This is a genomic window from Streptomyces sp. NBC_01463, from assembly GCA_036227345.1.
Classification (GTDB): domain Bacteria; phylum Actinomycetota; class Actinomycetes; order Streptomycetales; family Streptomycetaceae; genus Streptomyces.
The window spans coordinates 319,123-336,137 of sequence record CP109468.1 but is presented as its reverse complement, the minus strand read 5'-3'; the positions used below and the strand labels follow the sequence as shown (position 1 = coordinate 336,137).

The 17,015-nt window shown below is 71.0% G+C and carries 16 protein-coding genes and 2 pseudogenes; 5 read left to right on the top strand and 13 right to left on the bottom strand.

The window, feature by feature from the left end; genetic code table 11:
* Nucleotides 1–31: 31 nt before the first annotated feature.
* A complete protein-coding gene (locus OG521_01515; protein ID WUW19526.1) occupies nucleotides 32–919 on the bottom strand; it encodes a LysR family transcriptional regulator in 888 nt (295 codons plus the stop codon).
* Nucleotides 920–998: 79 nt separating this feature from the next.
* Between OG521_01515 and OG521_01510 the strand changes: the two genes are divergently transcribed.
* Nucleotides 999–1,916, top strand: a complete 918-nt coding sequence (locus OG521_01510) for an EamA family transporter (protein ID WUW19525.1) — start codon at nucleotides 999–1,001, stop codon at nucleotides 1,914–1,916.
* A 61-nt stretch (nucleotides 1,917–1,977) separates the two neighbouring features.
* On the opposite strand, the gene OG521_01505 is transcribed toward OG521_01510, so the two are convergent.
* From OG521_01505 to OG521_01490, 4 genes are all read right to left on the bottom strand, one after another.
* Nucleotides 1,978–3,408 carry a purine permease gene (locus OG521_01505; GenBank protein ID WUW19524.1) on the bottom strand — a complete coding sequence of 477 codons (1,431 nt, stop codon included), beginning with the start codon at nucleotides 3,406–3,408 and terminating at the stop codon, nucleotides 1,978–1,980.
* A 5-nt stretch (nucleotides 3,409–3,413) separates the two neighbouring features.
* Complete coding sequence (locus OG521_01500; protein WUW19523.1) at nucleotides 3,414–4,856, bottom strand: amidohydrolase; 1,443 nt, start codon at nucleotides 4,854–4,856, stop codon at nucleotides 3,414–3,416.
* Nucleotides 4,857–4,956: 100 nt separating this feature from the next.
* Complete coding sequence (locus OG521_01495; protein ID WUW19522.1) at nucleotides 4,957–5,979, bottom strand: isopenicillin N synthase family oxygenase; 1,023 nt, start codon at nucleotides 5,977–5,979, stop codon at nucleotides 4,957–4,959.
* A 290-nt stretch (nucleotides 5,980–6,269) separates the two neighbouring features.
* Nucleotides 6,270–6,716, bottom strand: a complete 447-nt coding sequence (locus OG521_01490) for a DUF6188 family protein (protein WUW19521.1) — start codon at nucleotides 6,714–6,716, stop codon at nucleotides 6,270–6,272.
* Between the two features lie 121 nt (nucleotides 6,717–6,837).
* Here OG521_01490 and OG521_01485 point away from each other — a divergent pair, with 121 nt between their 5' ends.
* Both OG521_01485 and OG521_01480 read left to right on the top strand, forming a co-directional pair.
* Nucleotides 6,838–7,638: a MerR family transcriptional regulator gene (locus OG521_01485; GenBank protein WUW19520.1), complete on the top strand. Its 801-nt coding sequence runs from the start codon at nucleotides 6,838–6,840 to the stop codon at nucleotides 7,636–7,638.
* Nucleotides 7,635–8,855: a glycosyltransferase gene (locus tag OG521_01480; GenBank protein WUW19519.1), complete on the top strand. Its 1,221-nt coding sequence runs from the start codon at nucleotides 7,635–7,637 to the stop codon at nucleotides 8,853–8,855. Before OG521_01485 ends, OG521_01480 begins: the two co-directional genes overlap by 4 nt.
* 33 nt (nucleotides 8,856–8,888) lie before the next feature.
* Here OG521_01480 and OG521_01475 read toward each other — a convergent pair whose 3' ends face one another.
* The 4 genes and pseudogenes from OG521_01475 to OG521_01460 all read right to left on the bottom strand — a co-directional run bounded on the left by OG521_01475 (nucleotide 8,889) and on the right by OG521_01460 (nucleotide 11,726).
* Nucleotides 8,889–9,386, bottom strand: a complete 498-nt coding sequence (locus OG521_01475) for a hypothetical protein (GenBank protein ID WUW19518.1) — start codon at nucleotides 9,384–9,386, stop codon at nucleotides 8,889–8,891.
* 235 nt (nucleotides 9,387–9,621) lie between these two features.
* Nucleotides 9,622–10,611, bottom strand: coding sequence for an MBL fold metallo-hydrolase (locus tag OG521_01470; protein WUW19517.1), 990 nt, complete (start codon nucleotides 10,609–10,611; stop codon nucleotides 9,622–9,624).
* Complete coding sequence (locus tag OG521_01465) at nucleotides 10,608–11,066, bottom strand: PaaI family thioesterase (protein ID WUW19516.1); 459 nt, start codon at nucleotides 11,064–11,066, stop codon at nucleotides 10,608–10,610. The genes OG521_01470 and OG521_01465 overlap by 4 nt, the downstream gene beginning before the upstream one ends.
* 46 nt (nucleotides 11,067–11,112) lie before the next feature.
* A pseudogene (locus tag OG521_01460) lies at nucleotides 11,113–11,726 on the bottom strand (LysE family translocator).
* Between the two features lie 108 nt (nucleotides 11,727–11,834).
* Here OG521_01460 and OG521_01455 point away from each other — a divergent pair.
* Complete coding sequence (locus tag OG521_01455; protein ID WUW19515.1) at nucleotides 11,835–12,287, top strand: Lrp/AsnC family transcriptional regulator; 453 nt, start codon at nucleotides 11,835–11,837, stop codon at nucleotides 12,285–12,287.
* 9 nt (nucleotides 12,288–12,296) lie between these two features.
* Here the strand turns inward: OG521_01455 and OG521_01450 are convergent.
* The 4 genes and pseudogenes from OG521_01450 to OG521_01435 all read right to left on the bottom strand — a co-directional run bounded on the left by OG521_01450 (nucleotide 12,297) and on the right by OG521_01435 (nucleotide 15,288).
* A pseudogene (locus tag OG521_01450) lies at nucleotides 12,297–12,431 on the bottom strand (DUF1330 domain-containing protein).
* A gap of 2 nt (nucleotides 12,432–12,433) precedes the next feature.
* A complete protein-coding gene (locus tag OG521_01445; GenBank protein ID WUW19514.1) occupies nucleotides 12,434–13,918 on the bottom strand; it encodes an MFS transporter in 1,485 nt (494 codons plus the stop codon).
* Nucleotides 13,915–14,373: a MarR family transcriptional regulator gene (locus tag OG521_01440; protein WUW19513.1), complete on the bottom strand. Its 459-nt coding sequence runs from the start codon at nucleotides 14,371–14,373 to the stop codon at nucleotides 13,915–13,917. The genes OG521_01445 and OG521_01440 overlap by 4 nt, the downstream gene beginning before the upstream one ends.
* Nucleotides 14,374–14,520: 147 nt before the next feature.
* Nucleotides 14,521–15,288, bottom strand: a complete 768-nt coding sequence (locus tag OG521_01435) for an SDR family NAD(P)-dependent oxidoreductase (GenBank protein ID WUW19512.1) — start codon at nucleotides 15,286–15,288, stop codon at nucleotides 14,521–14,523.
* A gap of 521 nt (nucleotides 15,289–15,809) precedes the next feature.
* Here OG521_01435 and OG521_01430 point away from each other — a divergent pair.
* On the top strand, nucleotides 15,810–16,916 hold the full coding sequence (locus tag OG521_01430) for a ketoacyl-ACP synthase III (GenBank protein WUW19511.1): 1,107 nt from the start codon (nucleotides 15,810–15,812) through the stop codon (nucleotides 16,914–16,916).
* Nucleotides 16,917–17,015: the final 99 nt, after the last annotated feature.

Sequence of the window (17,015 nt, the reverse complement as noted above, 5' to 3'; positions counted from 1 at the left end):
CGAGGACCGCCCATGGGACAGCAGCACGGCTTCACTTGGGGCCGGGCACGGAAGGGAGATCGAGGAGGGCAAGAAAGGCGGTGGCCGCGGGAGTGCGGCCGACGCGGCCGCAGATGACGTATTCGACGCGGGCCGGTGCGTCGGTGACCTCGATCGTGGTGACGCCGGTGAGCTGAGACGCGTACGCGGACGGGAGCATGGCGATGCCCAGCCCCTGCCCGACCAGCCGGGCCAGGAAGTCCGCATTGGTCACTTCGAACGCGACGTCACGGCCGAGACCGGCGGCCGCGAAGGCCTGGTCGGACTGGATGCGTCCCGCGGTGTTGGCCGGCAGGTCGACGAACACCTCCGAAGAGAGCCGCCGGAGGTCGACGGTCGATTGCTCGGCAAGTGGATGATCGGGCGCGACCACGGCGACGAGCAGGTCGCGGGCGAGTTCACGGGCCTCGACTCCTTCGGGGCGCGCGGTGGTCGGCAGGCCGAGGAAGGCCACTTCGAGGGCGCCTTCCCTGACCTGCTCGACGAGTTCCTCGCTCGCGCCCACGCGCAGACTGATGCGCACGGCCGGGTACTGCCGGTGGAAGTCGCGAAGGGCGCGCGGGATGTCGACCGCGGCGACGCTGGGGATCAGACCCACGGCGAGCCGCCCGCGTACCTCACCCACGGCCGCGGCCACCTCGGCGGCCGCACGCTCGGCGGCGTCCAGACACTGACGGGCGGCGGGAAGGAACGCGGTACCTGCCGGTGTCAGCCGCACCCGGCGGCTGGTGCGCTCGAAGAGTCGCGCACCGAGTTCCTTCTCCAGGCGTGCGATCTGGTGGCTGAGCGCGGACTGGACGACCAGGCATTGCTCGGCGGCCCGGGTGAAGCTGTTCGTTTCGGCGACGGCGACGACGTAGCGCATCTGCTGGAGCTCCATCGACCCATCGTCAATCACGATCAATCAGATGACAAACATGTGTTGGACTCATTGATCGCCGCCGGTCGAGACTGCGGGCATGACCAGTCCAACAGCACAGAGAGTTCTCGCAGGGCCTGTCAGCGGTGTACCCCGCGGACATCTGCCGCGTGCCGTCCTGACGGCGCTCACCCCCATGGCGTGGGGCACGACCTACATCGTCACCACCGAACTTCTTCCGCCGGGTCACCCGCTGTTCGCGGGCCTGCTGCGGGCGTTGCCCGGTGGCCTGATCGCCCTGGCGGTCACCCGGACGCTGCCGCGCGGAGCATGGTGGGGGAGAGCCGCAGCGCTGGGTGTGCTGAACATCGGCCTCCCCTTCCCGCTGCTGTTCCTGGCGGCCGAACGCCTGCCCGGAGGCGTGGCGGCCACCCTGGCGGCGGCCCAGCCGCTGGTCATCGCCCTCCTGGCCGTGGCCGTCCTGCGCGAGGCGCTGTCCGCCTGGCGCCTCGCCTGGGGACTGACCGGCATGGCCGGTGTCGGCCTGGTGGTGATCGGGCCGAGCGCGGCGCTCGACGGCGTCGGCATCCTGGCTGCCCTCGGCAGCGCCGCGTCCATGGCGCTCGGCATCACCCTCACCAAGCGATGGGGACGTCCTCCCGAGGCGGGCCCCACCGCCTTCGCCGGGTGGCAGCTCACCGCGGGCGGACTGTTCCTGCTGCCCCTCACGTTCCTGGCGGAGGGGACGCCGCCCGCCATCGGCCCGGCCGCGGCCCTCGGCTACCTCTGGATGGGCCTGGTCGGCGGACTCCTCTCGTACGTCGTGTGGTTCCGCGGCATCACCACGCTGCCCGTCACCTCGGTCGCCGTTCTCGTCCTGCTCTCGCCACTGGTCGCCGCGATTCTCGGCGCCGTCGTGCTCGGCCAGACCTTCGGCCCGGTCCAACTCCTGGGGTTCGGGCTCGCGCTCGCCGCGATCGTTGCGGGGCAGCTCCCCGCTCCCACCCGGAGGAGATGAGGAACTCCCCGGCATCGCCCCGGCCGTCGGCGGCGCCCTGCCCGTGGGAATGCCCGCATACTCACGCGCCTTCGGCGACGACGGGAGACGGTTCGGTGACTGCCTCCACGGGGCGTGCCGAAAGCCGGCCCAGATGGTGGAAGAACAGGTTGAGCAGGACGGCCGACAGTGTGCCGAGCATGATGCCGCTCTCGAAGAGCACCTGGAGCTGCCGCGTGGGCATGTGCTCCGCGAACTGGGGATAGGCGGTGGGCAGGAACCCGATGCCGAGGCTCGCCGCGACCAGCACGGTGTTGCGGGCATCGGAGAGGTCGGCCTTGACCAGGATCTGCACGCCGACGACGGCGATCGTGGAGAACAGCACGATGGTCGCCCCGCCCAGCACCGCCGCCGGCATGGCGGCGACCAGCGCACCCACCTTCGGCATCAGACCGAGGACCAGCATCAGCACACCGGCCGCCGCGACGATCCACCGGGAGATGACCCGGGTCAGCCGCAGCAGTCCGACATTCTGCGAATAGACCGTGGTCGGGAAGGAGTTGATCAGCCCGGCCAGGACGGTCGCCAGTCCGTCGGCCCGCAGGGCGCGGGTGATGTCCCGTTCGTCGACGTCCCGTCCGGCTATCTCCCCGACCGCGAAGAACTGGCCGATGGACTCCACCGCGATGATCACCAGAACGAGGACGATCGCGAGGACGGCCATCACGTCGAAGCGCGGTGCGCCGTAGTGCAGGGGGGCCTGCATGCCGAACCAGTCGGCCCGGCCGATGCCGGAGAAGTCCGTACGTCCCACCGTCGCGGCCAGTGCCGTGCCGGCGGCGAGGCCCACGAGCACGGCGACCGAGGCGAGGAAGCCCTTGGCGAACCGGGACAGCACCACGATCACCGCCAGCGTGGCACCGGCGAGCCCGAGATGCGCGGGCGTGCCGAAGTCGGCCGCGGAGGAGTCGCCGCCCCCGACCTGCCGGGCCGCGACGCCCATCAGGGTCACACCGACGATGATCACGATGGTGCCGGTGACCAGTGGCGGGAAGAAGCGTATGAGCCGGCCGAAAACGGGTGCGACCAGGAAGAGCACCAGGCCCGCCGCGATCACCGCTCCGAAGACCGTGGGCAGTCCGGCCCTCCCGCCGCCCGCGGCGACGCCGACCGATACCAGGGAGGGCACGGCCGCGGTCGACATGCCCTGGACGACCGGCAGCCGGATACCGATGCCCGGCAGGCCGACCGACTGCAGCAGCGTCGCGGCCCCGCAGGCCACCAGCGCGGTGTTGATCAGAGCCGCCGTGTCAGCGGGGGACAGCCCCATGCCCTGGGCCACCAGAAGCGGCATGACCACGGCACCCGCGTAGAACGCGAGGACGTGCTGCAGTCCCAGTGCGCCGAGCCGCCACCACCCCGGCACCGCCTCGACCGGGTCGGCGACAGCGCCTCCGGAACCCAGTCCGCCCGGCCCCGGCACCAACCGAGCCGGCTCCGGTTGCGTACGCATGTCCGTCATGATGTCGCCACCCTTCTCCGCAGGTTCCGGTTCCCGTCACGCCACGGCCCCGTCAGAGCACCGAAGTCCGCCCGCCGCACCAAGCGCTCCGCCCGTTCCCGGGCGTGCGCGGCGAGTGCGTCCTCGTCGATGCCGGGGCAGCGGCCGTTCTCGTACACGACACGCCCGGCGACGAGCGTCATCACCACGTCCGCCGCACGCGCGGAGTAGACGAGTGCGGACACCGCGCGGTGCACGGGCTGTACGGCTGTGCCCGTCAGGTCCACGACCACCAGATCGGCCGGGGCACCCGGACGGATCACCCCACCGCCTTCGACACCCGCGTACCGGGCACCGTCGCGTGTCGCGGCCTCGACGGCCTCCTCGCACCGCACGGCGGACGGATCGAGGCTGCTCAGACGCTGACCGAACAGGGTCTGCTTCATCACCTCGAACATGTCCTGGCGGCCGCCGGCGCTCGGGCCGTCCGTGCCGAGCGCCACCACCGCGCCCGCATCGCGCAGGCCCCGCCACGGCATCGCGCCGGAGGCCAGATAGGCGTTTGAGCAGGGGCAGTGCGCCACACCCGCCCCGTACGCGCCGACCGCCTCGGTCTCCTCCTCGTCGAGCCATACGGCGTGCGCCAGTGTGGCGTGCCCGTCGAGCAGGTTCTCGGCCGCCAGCCAGGTCACCGGCCGTTTCCCGTAGCGGTCCAGGAAGCTCTGCGGGTCCTTGGCCCCCTCGCTGCAATGGGTGTGCCAGCGAACCCCGTGCTCACGGGCGAGGGCAGCGGCTCCGCGCACCAGGTCCCGGTCGCCGTACGAAAGGTTCAGCGGGGCGGGCCAGACGCGTACCAGGGACTCGGCACCGCGGGCCGCCATGCACTGCCGGGTGAGGTCGAGTTCCTGGTCGGTGCCGTAGCGGTAGAGGGCGGTCGGCAGACCGCGTGCCTCGGCGACGGCGGTACGGTCCCCGAGCATGCCGCGGGCGACCGCTCCGCGCAGTCCGATCTCCTCGATCGCGTCGGCGACGGCCAGAACGGTCTCGGGATCGCTGGGCGCGTAGTGGTGGTCGACGACCGTCGTGATACCCGCCCGGGCGGCCTCCACCGCGCCCAGTCGGGCGGCGACCCGGGCGTCCTCGGCGTCGAGGTGAATGGCGTACGGCCACATGAACTCGTTCAGCCACCGCCCGATGGCCATGCCGTCACCGATGCCTCGGGCCAGGCTCTGGAACAGGTGGGTGTGCGCGTCGGTGAAGCCGGGCAGGACGGCGCTGCCCCGGCAGTCGACGGTGCGGTGCGGCCGCCAGCGGGCGACCAGGTCGGCGGTCGGGCCGACGTCGACGACGCGGTTGCCGTCGACGGCCACCGCCCCGTCGGTGTGAACGGTGCGCGCGTCATCGACGGTGACCACCTGGGCACCGGACAGCAGCAGCGCACACGGGCGTGTTTCGGACATGCGGGACCCCGCTTTCGTGCGTGGGTGTCGGAGAGGGCCGCCGCGGCCGCTCGTGCGAACGGCCACGGCGGCGGACGCCGCCTCTGTGGGCGGCCGCCCGTCAGCCGGCGAAGTTGGCGGCGATGCGCTGCCGCAGGTACTCCTCGGCGGTGATCGGTGCATGACGCCCGTCCGGCGCTGCGATCACGGCGTCCCGGTCGGCCTGCGCGAAGTAGGCGATGGAGTAGCGCGGCCCCTGGTCGTCGTCCGGCCCGGGCGGCGCGACGCGGTGGAAGTTGGACGGCAGGAGATCGCCGCTCCACCGCATGAGCATGTCGCCGATGTTGCAGGTGATGAGGTCGGCGCGGGCCGGTACGGGCGTCCAGGCACGGGTGTCCGCCTCCTTGCCCGGGCACACCTGGAGACCGTCCTGGCCGTCGCGCTGGAAGAGGAGCGTCAGGCAGTCGAAGTCGGTGTGCGCTCCGGCGCGCCACCCCCCGTCCGCCCGACCGCGTGCCCGCTCGGGTACGGCGTAGTAGTGCAGCAGACGCAGGGTGCTCTGGTGCAGCGGGCTGGCCGGATCGTGCCGGCGCGCGAAGAAGTCACGTTCGAAGCCGAGGCCTTCGGCGAAGCAGGACAGGACCTGGTGGGCGAGGCGGTGGCAACGGCGCTCGAAATCCAGCAAGGTCGCGCGGAAGCCCGGCAGTTCGCCCTCGTCCGGCCACAGCCCGTCCATGTGCGGCCGGGTGAGCTGGTACGACTCCTTCTCGTCCGGGGTACCGGTGGAGGGACGTACCTGACTCCGGTACTCCCAGCCCGTGTTCAGCCCCTTCTTGAGGGCGTGGCGGCTCTTGATGCCGACGGGCAGGGCGAAGTACGCCTCCGCTGCGGCGAACGCCGAGTCGATCCCGGCCGGGTCGATTCCGTGCCCCGACAACTGGAAGAAGCCGATCTCGGTGGCGGCCTGCCACAACTCCTCGGTGATGTCGGCGCGCCGGGCATCGAAGTCGGTCAGATCGACGACCCGGATGTCACGGGCCGCGGTCGCGGTCCCGGTCGCGGCGCCCATCCGCCGTTCCCGGGCGAGCTCCTGCTCGGCTCCGGAGCGTCGCTCGGCGGGTGTGTCGTACGGCTGTGTGGTCAACGTGGTTCTCCCTGTGCGCGGCGTACGCGGCCGTTGAGCCGGTACGCGGGGGAACGAAGCGCGGTCACCGCCCCCGGCGCTTCCACCGACCCGCACACGGCGGACCGGGCACGCACGCACCGGCCCTGCTGCCGGACGCGTCGTGAGCTTGCAGCCCCGGCGGGTGGATGTGCCCGTCGATCCCGGGAACTGCGCGATGCGGAGAGTCTTGCGTTCGGGTGTTACGGGGGAGCTACGGAAGGTGTCCCCTGCGTAAAAGCGAAGCACGGGCGCGTACCCGGGGACGACGCTCAGCCCTGTTCCCGACGCAGGCCGGAGATCCGCACACCGCCACCCGGCGTGGGCCTGAGGAAGTGGCGACCGCGCAGAGCGACGATCCAACCGGCGTCGCCGCAGCCATTGAGACCGCCCGCGCCACCAGGGCCCTCAGGAGGCACCGGGACGTCCAGCCGCCACCCATTCGCGAAACGCACCCGCAGAACGCCCGAGTCCGCGGCGTGAACCTCGGCCACCACTTGGTCGAGCAACTGCGGCATCCGGCCCGGGTTGATCCGACCGTAAGCGTGTACGGAACACGTCACCCCGTCCGCGGTCAGCTCGGCAGGACTCCACACCTCGATGCCGTGGGGACCGATGTGCAGCCGCATCGTGTTGCCGACGGTCACCTCGCCCACACCCACTCCCCGTATGGGGCGGACGTCCCAGCCGTCCTCCACGCGCTCGATCCCGTTCTCCATACGGCAAGACTACGGAACGGCGAACGCGAGGCACCTGGCTGGTGGCCGCGGGCCGGCGAGCCCGAGTTGACCCTCCCCCTGCGTCAGGCTTGAGGCTGGGCGCCGACGAAAGGACGGACGGATGAGCTACTCCGTGGGGCAGGTCTCGGCCTTCGCCGGGGTGACGGTGCGTACGCTGCACCACTACGACAAGGCGGAACTGCTCTCGCCCAGCGACCGCAGCCGGGCCGGCTACCGGCTCTACAGCGAGGCCGACCTGATCCGGCTCCAGCAGATCCTCTTCTACCGTGAACTCGGATTCCCGCTCGATGAGATCGCCGCGATCCTCACGGATCCGCAGGCGAACGCCCTGGAGCGGCTCCAGGCCCGCCGGCGGCAGCTGAGTGAGGAAGTCGCGAGACTGCAGCGGCTTGCCGAGGTGGCGGAACGGGCGATCGAGGTCCAGCAGACCGGGGTCCCGCTGACCCCTCAGGAACGCTTCGAGGTCTTCGGCGAGGTCACCTTCGATCTGAGTTACGCCACCGAGGCCGAGCTGAAGTGGGCTGATACGCCCGGGCAGCGCGAGGCGATGACGCGCGCAGCAGGCCACACCAAGGAGGACTGGCGTCAGCTCATGGGCGAGGCCGCCGCATGGCGGGCGGAGCTGCTCGCCGCCTTCGACGAGGGTGAGCCGAGCGACGGCGAGCGGGCCATGGACCTCGCCGAGGAACACCGCCTGCACATCTCACGCTGGTTCACCTCCTGCCCGCCCGGCATGCACCGGCGCATCGCGGACGACTTCGCCGCCGACCCCCGCGCCTTCGCTCTGGTCGTCCCGGCGCCGCAGCAACGCCCCGGCCTGGCCGCCTACGCATGCAAAGCCGTCCACGCGAACGCGGCCCGCCACTCGGAGGGACGTACGGACCCGGAGGAGGACCGATGAGGATACTGATCGCCGCGGCCGGATCGCGCGGCGACGTCGCGCCCTACACGGGCCTGGGCGCCGAACTGAGACGGGCCGGGTACGACGTAGCCCTCGCCACCACAGAACTCTTCGCGACTCTCGTACGCGACGCAGGACTGGAATTCCGCAGCCTCGCCGCCGGCACACGTGTGCCCGGTGGTGTCACAGGACGACGTGACATGTTGCGTACCGCTGCCACCTTCGTCACCGAGCTGGGCGACGGCTTCGCCGACGCGGTGGCCGTCGGCTCCGACGTGCTCCTGCTGTCGGCCACCACGGCCCCGCTCGGCTGGCACCTCACCGAGGCGACGGGCACACCGAGCCTCGGCGTGTACCTCCAACCCACCGCCCCCACCGGCGACTTCCCGCCCGTCGTCACCGCCTCCCGCTCCCTGGGCCGTCCGGCCAACCGGGCCACCGGACGCATTGCCCTGAGGATGGCAGACCGTGTGTACACACAGGCGGTCGCCAAGCTTCGACAGCGCTTCGGTCTGCCCCCGGCCTCTCCGTCGGAGATGCGCCGACGCCAGGAACAGGCGAACTGGCCCATCCTGCACGGATTCAGCCCGGCACTGGTGCCCCGTCCACCGGACTGGCGCACCGGCCTGGACGTCGTGGGTAACTGGTGGCCACACCTGGCCGCGGGCGCACGACTGCCTGCCGGGCTTGAGGACTTCCTGGGTGCCGGCCCCCGCCCCGTGCTCATCGGCTTCGGGAGCATGGCGTCGGGCGAGGGGGAGCGGCCGAGCGGGATCGCTGTGCGGGCGCTGCGCCGCGCCGGGCTGCGGGGCATCCTCCAGTCCGGCAGCGCCGGACTCGCCGCCGAGGGGGACGATGTGCTCACCATCGGGGACGTCCCGCACGCGCTGCTGTTCCCGCGGCTGGCCGCGGTGGTCCACCATGCCGGGGCCGGCACCTCGGCGGCCGCGTTGCGGGCCGGCGTCCCGGCGGTGACCGTGCCGGTGACCGCGGACCAGCCGTTCTGGGCAGGGCGACTCGCATCCCTCGGCGCCGCCACCGGACCGATTCCGTTCAGGTCCCTCACCACCGAGCGGCTTGCCGACGCGCTCGCCCAGGTGGTGAAGGGACAGGCACACGGCCGGGCCGCGGCGGCAGCGGCGAAGTCCATGGCGACCGAGAACGGAGCGGGCCAGGTGGTCGAGGCCATCCAGCAGCTCACCGGTGGGCCGGTGTGACTGCGGAGCTCCACGGTCCTGTTCCGGCACGGGTCAGCACTCCAACAGCGCCCAATCGTGGGGAAGTTCGGCCGACAGCAGCATCTCGACCTCGGCAGGCGGGAAGTCTGGCCAGCTGCGATCCACTTCGTGCCGGCGGTTGAGCCGACGGTCCAGGAAGCGCTGGGTGCGGATCAGCCCGTCCGTGGCGTCTGCGGCGCTCAGCCGGCCGTCGGCCATGGCCGTGGCGTAGTCGTCGAGGTCGAGGACTCTGTAGGGGTGGCCGGGCGGCCCGACGATGACGTCGATCCACAGGTCGTCGACCCGCAGCAGCTCGCCCTCCTGGGCGACAGCCACCAGGTCGCAGTACCACCAGCCCTGTTGTTCAGGAGGGAAGAGCACCGGCTGATTGATCTGTATCCCGTCGTCGAGCAGCACGAAGCTGCGTTGGACGTGGTGCTCTCCTCGCTGTTCAAAGCCCCAGTCGTACGCGACGACGTCGCCCCACCGGAGGCCCGCGGCCCGAAGTCTGCCGTCCCGCAGGACGGTCACGGGTTGTCCCGGGCATGCCATCGACTCAGTCACGGCGCCCAGCCTGCCATGTGTGTCGGTGACCAAGGCGCAGAGGTCCCTCGGCGTCACCCGGCTCGACGGGACGGAGCAGGAGCACGGAACAGTGCGACCCGCCCTCCGTCCGCGAGCGCCGACCCGCCCTCCTCCGCCAAGTCGCCGAGCTGGAGGACGGCTTGGCTACTGCGCCAACGCATCGACACGTCCTGTCACATGCCTACTGCGGCTCGGTGGACGGTGGCCAGGCGCGGGGGTGGGGGACGCGCAGCGACTCGGCCGTTACGGGTGTGTGCGGGGCGGCGGCGTGCAGGCGGCCGTCACGCAGGACGATCGCGCCGCTGGCCAGCATGGTGGTGACCAGTTCCGTGGCAAGGGACTCGGGTGCGACATCCAGCAGCCGGGCGGCATCGGTGAGCCAGGCACGGGCATGCAGGTACGGCTCGACCTCGGAGGTGGGCATTCCGTCGCGGATCATCAGAGCGAAGGCGAAGATCCGCCGGGCGCCGTACCAGAGCGCTCCGTCCGGGTCGTCGACGAGGCGCTGGGCCCGGCGCAGGGCGGTCGCGAACGCAGCGGAGGGGTCGGCGGGGACCGGGCCGTGCGAGGGAAGGATCACGCGCGGGGCCAGTGCGGCCAGCCGGTGCAGGGAGGCCAGTGCTGTGGCGCCGGCGTCGGGGCCGTCGAGGGCGAGGTTCACCCAGCCGACGTCGTAGTCCGACAAGGCGTCGCCGACGACGAGGAGTTGCTGCTCCTGCTGCCACAGGCCGAGGTGTCCTGGCGTGTGCCCGGGTGTCCGGACCACTTCCCAGTCGGCGTCGCCGAGGCGGAGGACCTGTCCGTCGTCGAGCGGCATGTCGACCGTGTACGGGGCGACGGGCTGGTCGAGATACTCGGCTGCGCAACAGCCCGGGTCCCGGCGGGAGATGGCCTCGGCCTCGGGCGCTCCGGCGGCGATGACGGCTCCCCGGGCCTGCAGGAGGGCGTTGCCGCCGACGTGGTCGGAGTGCCAGTGGGTGTTCACGACCAGAGCGACGTCCCCGGCCTGCGCCCGGGCCCAGGAGGCGGTGTCCTCGGCGTGTCCGACGAATCCGCTGTCGATCAGCGCCGGCTGCCGCCCCGGCAGCAGAAGCGTGTTCGCGTCGGGGAACGGCCGTTGCCACCAGGTGGCCCAGGACGGCAGGGAGGGCGCGGACGGCTGCGGGGTCACTCGGCGGGCCTGTTCGCCCGGATCAGGGTCTGCTGGCCGTTGGCGACCAGTTTCCGGCTGCCGTCGGACTGGACGCCGTAGACCTCCAGCCGGCAGACGGTCAGGGTGCGCCCGGGTTTCAGTACGGTGCCGATGGCTTCGAGGTGATCACCGGCGGCCGGTGCGAGGAGGTTGATCTTGTATTCGACGGTGAGTACGTCGGAGTCCTCGTCGAGCAGGGTGAGCGCCGCGTAGCCGCCGGCGCTGTCGGCGATGGCACTCGTCGCGCCGGCGTGTACGTACCCGTGCTGCTGGGTCACCTCGGGACGAGCCGGAAGCACGATGTGGACGCGCCCCGGGCCGATGTGTGCGAGGTGCGCGCCGAGGTGGGCCATCAGGCCTTGGCTGTCGAAGCTGCCCTGAACGCGTGCGCGGACCGCGGGGCTTGCCTGTTCCTGTTGCGTCCGGTCTTCCATGTGCGTGCTCTCCTTCGAGTCCGCGGACAGGTGCGGGGTGGGCACCTCAGCCGGTCAGGCGTTCCACCAGCAGGAGAGCGCCGATGGTGATCATCATGGCACCGCTGACTCGCGTGACGGCCAGGGCGGCCGAGGGCCGGGTCCTGAGAACCGTCCTGGCCAGGACGCCGACGGCGAGGTAGACGACGGCGCACGCGGCCAGGTGCACGGTGCTGAGGAGTCCCGTCTGGGCGGCTACCGGCCAGCCGTCCTCGGCATGGACGAACTGCGGGAACAGCGAGAAGTACAACAGCAGCGCCTTCGGGTTCAGGCCGCTGATCCCGAGCCCAGCATGATCCGCATGCCGGAGGCGCCCAGGTCCTCCTCGTTGGCTGCCGGCAGGGCGGGTTGCCGCAACACGTTCGAGCCGAGCCACAGCAGGTATCCCGCGCCTCCGACGGTCAGGGCGGTGAGCGCGGCCGGGTGACTCGCCACGATCACCGCCACGCCCGCGACGGCCACCAGCGCGTAGACCGCGTGTCCGGCGACCAACCCGACGACGGCGGGGCCGACCGAACGCGTCCGCAGTCCGGCGGAGATCGCGTACGCCCAGTCCGCGCCCGGGGTGAAGACCAGCAGCAGGTCCACGACCAGGAAGGCCGCCAACGTCGTCGTATCCATCGAATGTTTCCTCTCATCCATGCTCCGAGAGGAAGGTTAGGGCGATTCATCCCAAAAATGTTTGCCTATTTACCCCGGCAATGCGGATTCTGAGGCAAGATCTACTGCATGGATGAGCTGGACCGCAAAATTCTTGCCGAGCTTCAGCTCGACGGGCGCTTGACCGTCACGGAACTGGCCGCCCGCGTGCAGCTCAGCGTCTCGCCCTGCCACCGTCGCCTGCGCGATCTGGAACGTGAGGGTGCGATCCGGGGCTACCGTGCCGTCGTCGACCCGGCTGCCGTCGGCCTGACTTTCGAAGCCCTGGTCTTCGCCACCCTGCGGTGGGAGTCGCCCGACACCGTTACCACCTTCGAGGACGCTCTCGCCGACATTCCGAACGTCCTCCAGGCCCAGCGTCTGTTCGGCGAACCCGACTACCTCCTGCGGGTGGCCACCACCGATCTCGCGGCCTTCCAGCAGCTGTACGACCAGCAGCTCGCCCGACTGCCGGGCGTCCAGCGCCTGACCTCCACCCTCGTCATGAAAAACGTCATCGATGACCGGCCTCTGCCGGGGTAGTCGCGGTCGTCAGTCGAGGCCTTCGATGATGCGGAAGTCGCGCTCGACGCCGTCAGCAAGAGCGGCCAGCGCCTCCTGGTGGGCCGCACTCGCATGTGCGGCGACGGCCTGTTCGAAACTGTCGAACTCGATCAGGACGGTGCGCCTCAGCTTTCGGTTCGACTCGACCCGTCCAGGCCCGGCACACCGGCCGGGGCTGTGACCGGATCGGTCTGGGGTGAGCGCCGGCGGGCGAGGGCGAAGGCGGCGAGCGTCGTGATCGCCATCGCGGCGACGCCGATCAGCGCCGCGGTCGTGTAGGCGTCGTCGTCCGGGAAGAGGCGGTCCGTGTCGGTGCCGGCGGCCAGGACCAGGCCGCCGATGGCGCTGCCCAGGGAGTATCCGACGCTGCGGACGACGTAGTTGAAGCTCATGGCGCTCGACGTCTCGCTCCTGGGGGTGACGGCCAGGATGACGCCGGGCATGGCGGCCGTGAAGCTGCCGACGCCGAAGCCCAGTACACCCATGGCCGCCAGTAGTTCGGCCAGGTTCGACCGGGCGGCGGCGAACAGGACGAATCCGCCGCCGACGACGGCGGCGCTGCCGGCCAGGAGCAGGGGGCCGTCGACCCACTTCCGGACCCGGGGCGTGAGCTTGCCTGCGACGAACCCCAGCACGGAGAACGGGATGAGGACCAGCCCCGCCACGAAGGTGGTCAGTCCGAAGCCGTAGCCGGCGCTGTGCGGCGTCTGCGCGTATCGGGTGATGAGCGTGAGCAGGAGGTACATGCCGATCCCGCCGATGAACATGGCGATGTTCGCTCCGGCGACCGCCGGGTGCCGTACCGCCCGGACGTCGACCAGGGGCGTCCCGGTTCGCAGTTCGGAAACGGCCCAGACGCAGAGCAGGAGCACGGCGGCGACGGCAAGGGCCACCGCCACGGCGAGGTGTCGGCTCCACAGGGTCCTCTCGCCGGCCAGGAACAGGACGAGGAGCAGCCCGCCCGCCAGGACGAGCGCACCGGGCACGTTCACGTGAGCGGAGCGGCCTTCGGGGGCTGCGGGCATGGAGCGCCACGCGGTCACGAAGGCGATGGCGGTGACGAGCAGGCCGAGGCCGTAGGCGGCCCGCAGTCCGCCGAACTCGGCGAGCAGCGCGGCCAGCGGGTAGCCGACGCCGGCTCCGATGATGGAGACCACCGAGATCAGGGCGATCGTGGCCGCGCTGCGCTCCTCGGGAAGATGGTCGCGGGCCACGCCCATCATCAGCGCCGTGAGACCGAGTCCGACACCCTGGGCGGCCCTGCCCGCGAGCAGCCAGGCGAACGGCAGCGGCAGCACGGTGAGTGCGCCGCCGACGACGACGATCGCCAGGGTGGCGAGAATCGTGGTCCGCCGGTGCGGTCCGGCTCCGAGCCGGCCGAGGACGGGCGTGGCGACGGCGCCGCTGAGAAGTGCGATGGTCAGGGTCCACTGCGCGCTGTCGAGGGAGACGTGGAACGTGGTCGCCACGCTGGTGATGAGCGGCGTCCCGAGGCTGGCGACCGCCGCCACGACCAGGGCGACGAATATCAGGGCGGGGACCAGCAGACGTGCCTCGGAACGTATGGGGGCAGTGCCCGTGGGCTGGTCATGAGCCTCGGCCGCGGTCACCGGTCCGACTCCTCTCGGGCGTGGCTTTCGAGCTCCGCCAGATGCAGCAGCGCCGGAAGGGCTGCTGCCAAGGCCTCGACCTCGTCACCGGCGAGTTCGTCGATCAACCGCGCGTACGCGTCGACGCCCGCCTGGCGTCGCGTCCGGACGTACGACGCGCCGGCCTCGGTCAGGCACACCAGCGTGACCCGCCTGTCGGACGGATCGCCCTTCCGCTCGACCAGTCCGGATTCCTCCATCACCCGGACCAGGACGGTCATCGCAGGCTGGGTGACGCCCTCGGCCACCGCCAGATCGGTGATCCGTCGCGGGCCGGTCCTGTCCAGCGTGGCCAAGGTGGTGGCGGACGTCAGGCTCATGTCGCGGGGAAGACGTCTCACGGCCCTGGTGGCCAGACCGTAGAGGGCTGACCCGATGGCATCGGAAGCGCCGTGCGCGGCGTCGCGGTGACTCATCCCTAAAGCATAAGGGCTTTATATGAATCCTTTATGTAAATCCTGATTCCGATGGCTTGCGACGCGTCCGCGTAAGGATGAACGCCGTCGGTCCTGACCCGTGCAGCCCTGATGTCCAAGGCGGGCACGGTGATTCTTTGGACCCGGTCAGCGACCTCGCTGTCCGGCACGCAGCAGTGCGTACATGAACATGTCCCGCCGGTCCGCCCCCACCTGCTGCCGGCCCCGCAGCAGCCCCTCACGCCGGAAGCCCGCGCGCTCGGCAGTGCGCACAGAACCCGTGTTCCACGGCGGCGGGGCGCGCAGCCGACCAGTGCGTGTGCAGTCCGGCGGGTAGAGCGAGATCACACGGATTCCCTCGGGGCGCAGCCGCTCGGAGAGGATGTCGGCAAAGCCGGCCTGGGCGGCTTTGGCCGCGTAGAACGCGGGGTGTGCCTGAGAACGGTGGTTCCGGGGTTCCGCGGCCGAGGAGACCAGGTTGACCACATCGGCACCGGGCGAGGCGCGCAGCAGCGGGAGGAAGTGCTTGACCGTGAGCAGGGTGCCCGTGGCTCCGGATGCGATCGTGTCGGTGATCGCGTCGTCGTCGGCATCCCACAGATCGGGACCTTCCAGATAGCGGGCGCCGTTGTTGATCAGCACGTCCACCCGGTCGGTGCGGGTGGAGACCGCGCCTGCGAATGTCCGTACGGAGACCGGGTCGGCCAGATCGCAGTCGAAGGCGTCGGCTCGTGCGCCGCTGTCGGCCGCCACCTCATCGGCCACTCGCTGTGCCGCGGCCAGGGAGCGCGCCGACACGAACACGCGCGCACCCAACCGGCCCGCGTTCAAGGCCAATGCTCGCCCGAACCCACGCCCGGCCCCGGTCACCACCACTGACTTCCCCGTGAGATCTGTGGGGTCCGTGAGACTCATGGCACACCTCCTCTGTGTTGATCACTGCGAGCGTAGCCGTGGGGTCTTACGTGCCGGACTCCTCCCTCGGCGAAGCGCGATCGGGGAGATCCGCTGAGCGCGCCTCGGCCGGATGATGCGCGCGTCCGGCCCGGCCCGGCCACCACCCAGTAGCCGGCGGTCCAGACCTCGGAGCTCAAGGTTCACGGAGTCTGAGCGGCAGGGGTACGTGATGCAAAGCGACAACCCCCGCCGTCGAAGCGCGTGCCGGGGCTCGATCCGCCGTCAACCCGTACGCCGACGTCAGTAAGAAGCACCACCCCTTCGCGTGACACTCGTTCGGCCCGAGAGCCGTAACGTTCCTGCTCCATACCGCCTCTGATCTGCGCGATCTTCGCAATCTGCAGTTCTGTGGATATTCGTTCGAGGGACAGTCGCGCTGGTCAAGATCCTTTTCGTGCCTATGGTCATGCCGATTCCATTCGAGACGTGATCCCGGCGAGGTGTGGGTGTCTGGCGAACTATTTCTCCCAGAAGAAGAGTTGAGACAGCGGGACGGCTCTCCGGCCGCCGTCGTCGAGGGCCTGGCCGGCTGGGTTCCGCCTCGCGTGGTCGTCAACGAGGAGCTTCCGGAGGCCTGGGAGGTCGATGACGCGTGGGTACGTCGCCGCACAGGCATCGGCACACGTCACTGGACCGATCCCGGCACATCCACCGGCGATCTCGCCCTGGAGGCCGCCGGGCGCGCCATGGCCGTGGCCGGACATCCCCGGATCGACGCTGTCGTCGTGGCGACCTCCACCCCCGACCGGCCGATGCCGGCCATGGCCCCCCAGCTCGCCGCCAGGATGGGCCTCGGGCCGGTCGCCGCCTGGGACGTCTCCGCAGCGTGCAGCGGATTCGTCTACGCCCTGGCCACCGCTGCGGGCGTGCTCGCCGCCGGGATCGCCGACCGCGTCCTGCTGGTCGCGACCGACGTGTACTCCACCTTGCTGGCCCCGGACGACCGCAGCGCCGGGGTGGTGTTCGCGGACGGCGCCGGTGCCGTGGTGCTGCGCCGGGGCGAACGGGGAGTCCCCGGCAGCGTCCTGGGCTTCGACCTCGGCAGCGACGGAACCTTCCACGACCTCATCGAAGTGCCGGGAGGCGGCGCGCTGGAACGGGCCGCCCCCGAGCGGTACGCACCCGGCGACCGGTACTTCCGGATGAACGGGCGCGAGGTCTTCCAGCACGCGGTCACCCGGATGACCGAGTCCTCGCGGTCGGTCCTGCGCTCCGTCGGCTGGCGGGTCGAGGACGTCGACCGGTTCGTCGGCCACCAGGCCAACGCACGGATCCTGCGCGCCGTCGGCGAACGGCTCGCCGTGCCCGCGCAGCGGCAGATCGCCAACATCGACCGGGTCGGCAACACCGGTGCGGCGTCCATTCCGCTCGCGCTCGCCGACGCGGCGAGCCGCGGGGAACTCCGCCCTGGACAGCGGGTGTTGCTCACCTCCTTCGGCGCCGGGCTCACCTGGGGATCGGCCGCCCTGGTGTGGCCCGACCTCGCCCGCGTCCCGCCGGTGTCGGACACCGTCAGCGTGCCGGCGGCTTCCCCCGCCGCCGACGACTCGCCGCACCCCGCCCTGAGCGGCAACGCCCGGACCTAAGGGCTGTCCCGCAGGGCCTTCCTCCCGGATCAGGCCGGCCTCCGGGCCCAGGGACTCGCGTCCGGACCAGGTCGGGACCTCGTCTGGATCATGCCGGGC

Coding starts and splice junctions, on each gene's coding strand:
- OG521_01515 (WUW19526.1), bottom strand. CDS start 919: ATGGAGCTCCAGCAGATGCGCTACGTCGTCGCCGTCGCCGAAACGAAC.
- OG521_01510 (WUW19525.1), top strand. CDS start 999: ATGACCAGTCCAACAGCACAGAGAGTTCTCGCAGGGCCTGTCAGCGGT.
- OG521_01505 (WUW19524.1), bottom strand. CDS start 3,408: ATGCGTACGCAACCGGAGCCGGCTCGGTTGGTGCCGGGGCCGGGCGGA.
- OG521_01500 (WUW19523.1), bottom strand. CDS start 4,856: ATGTCCGAAACACGCCCGTGTGCGCTGCTGCTGTCCGGTGCCCAGGTG.
- OG521_01490 (WUW19521.1), bottom strand. CDS start 6,716: ATGGAGAACGGGATCGAGCGCGTGGAGGACGGCTGGGACGTCCGCCCC.
- OG521_01485 (WUW19520.1), top strand. CDS start 6,838: ATGAGCTACTCCGTGGGGCAGGTCTCGGCCTTCGCCGGGGTGACGGTG.
- OG521_01480 (WUW19519.1), top strand. CDS start 7,635: ATGAGGATACTGATCGCCGCGGCCGGATCGCGCGGCGACGTCGCGCCC.
- OG521_01465 (WUW19516.1), bottom strand. CDS start 11,066: ATGGAAGACCGGACGCAACAGGAACAGGCAAGCCCCGCGGTCCGCGCA.
- OG521_01455 (WUW19515.1), top strand. CDS start 11,835: ATGGATGAGCTGGACCGCAAAATTCTTGCCGAGCTTCAGCTCGACGGG.
- OG521_01440 (WUW19513.1), bottom strand. CDS start 14,373: ATGAGTCACCGCGACGCCGCGCACGGCGCTTCCGATGCCATCGGGTCA.
- OG521_01435 (WUW19512.1), bottom strand. CDS start 15,288: ATGAGTCTCACGGACCCCACAGATCTCACGGGGAAGTCAGTGGTGGTG.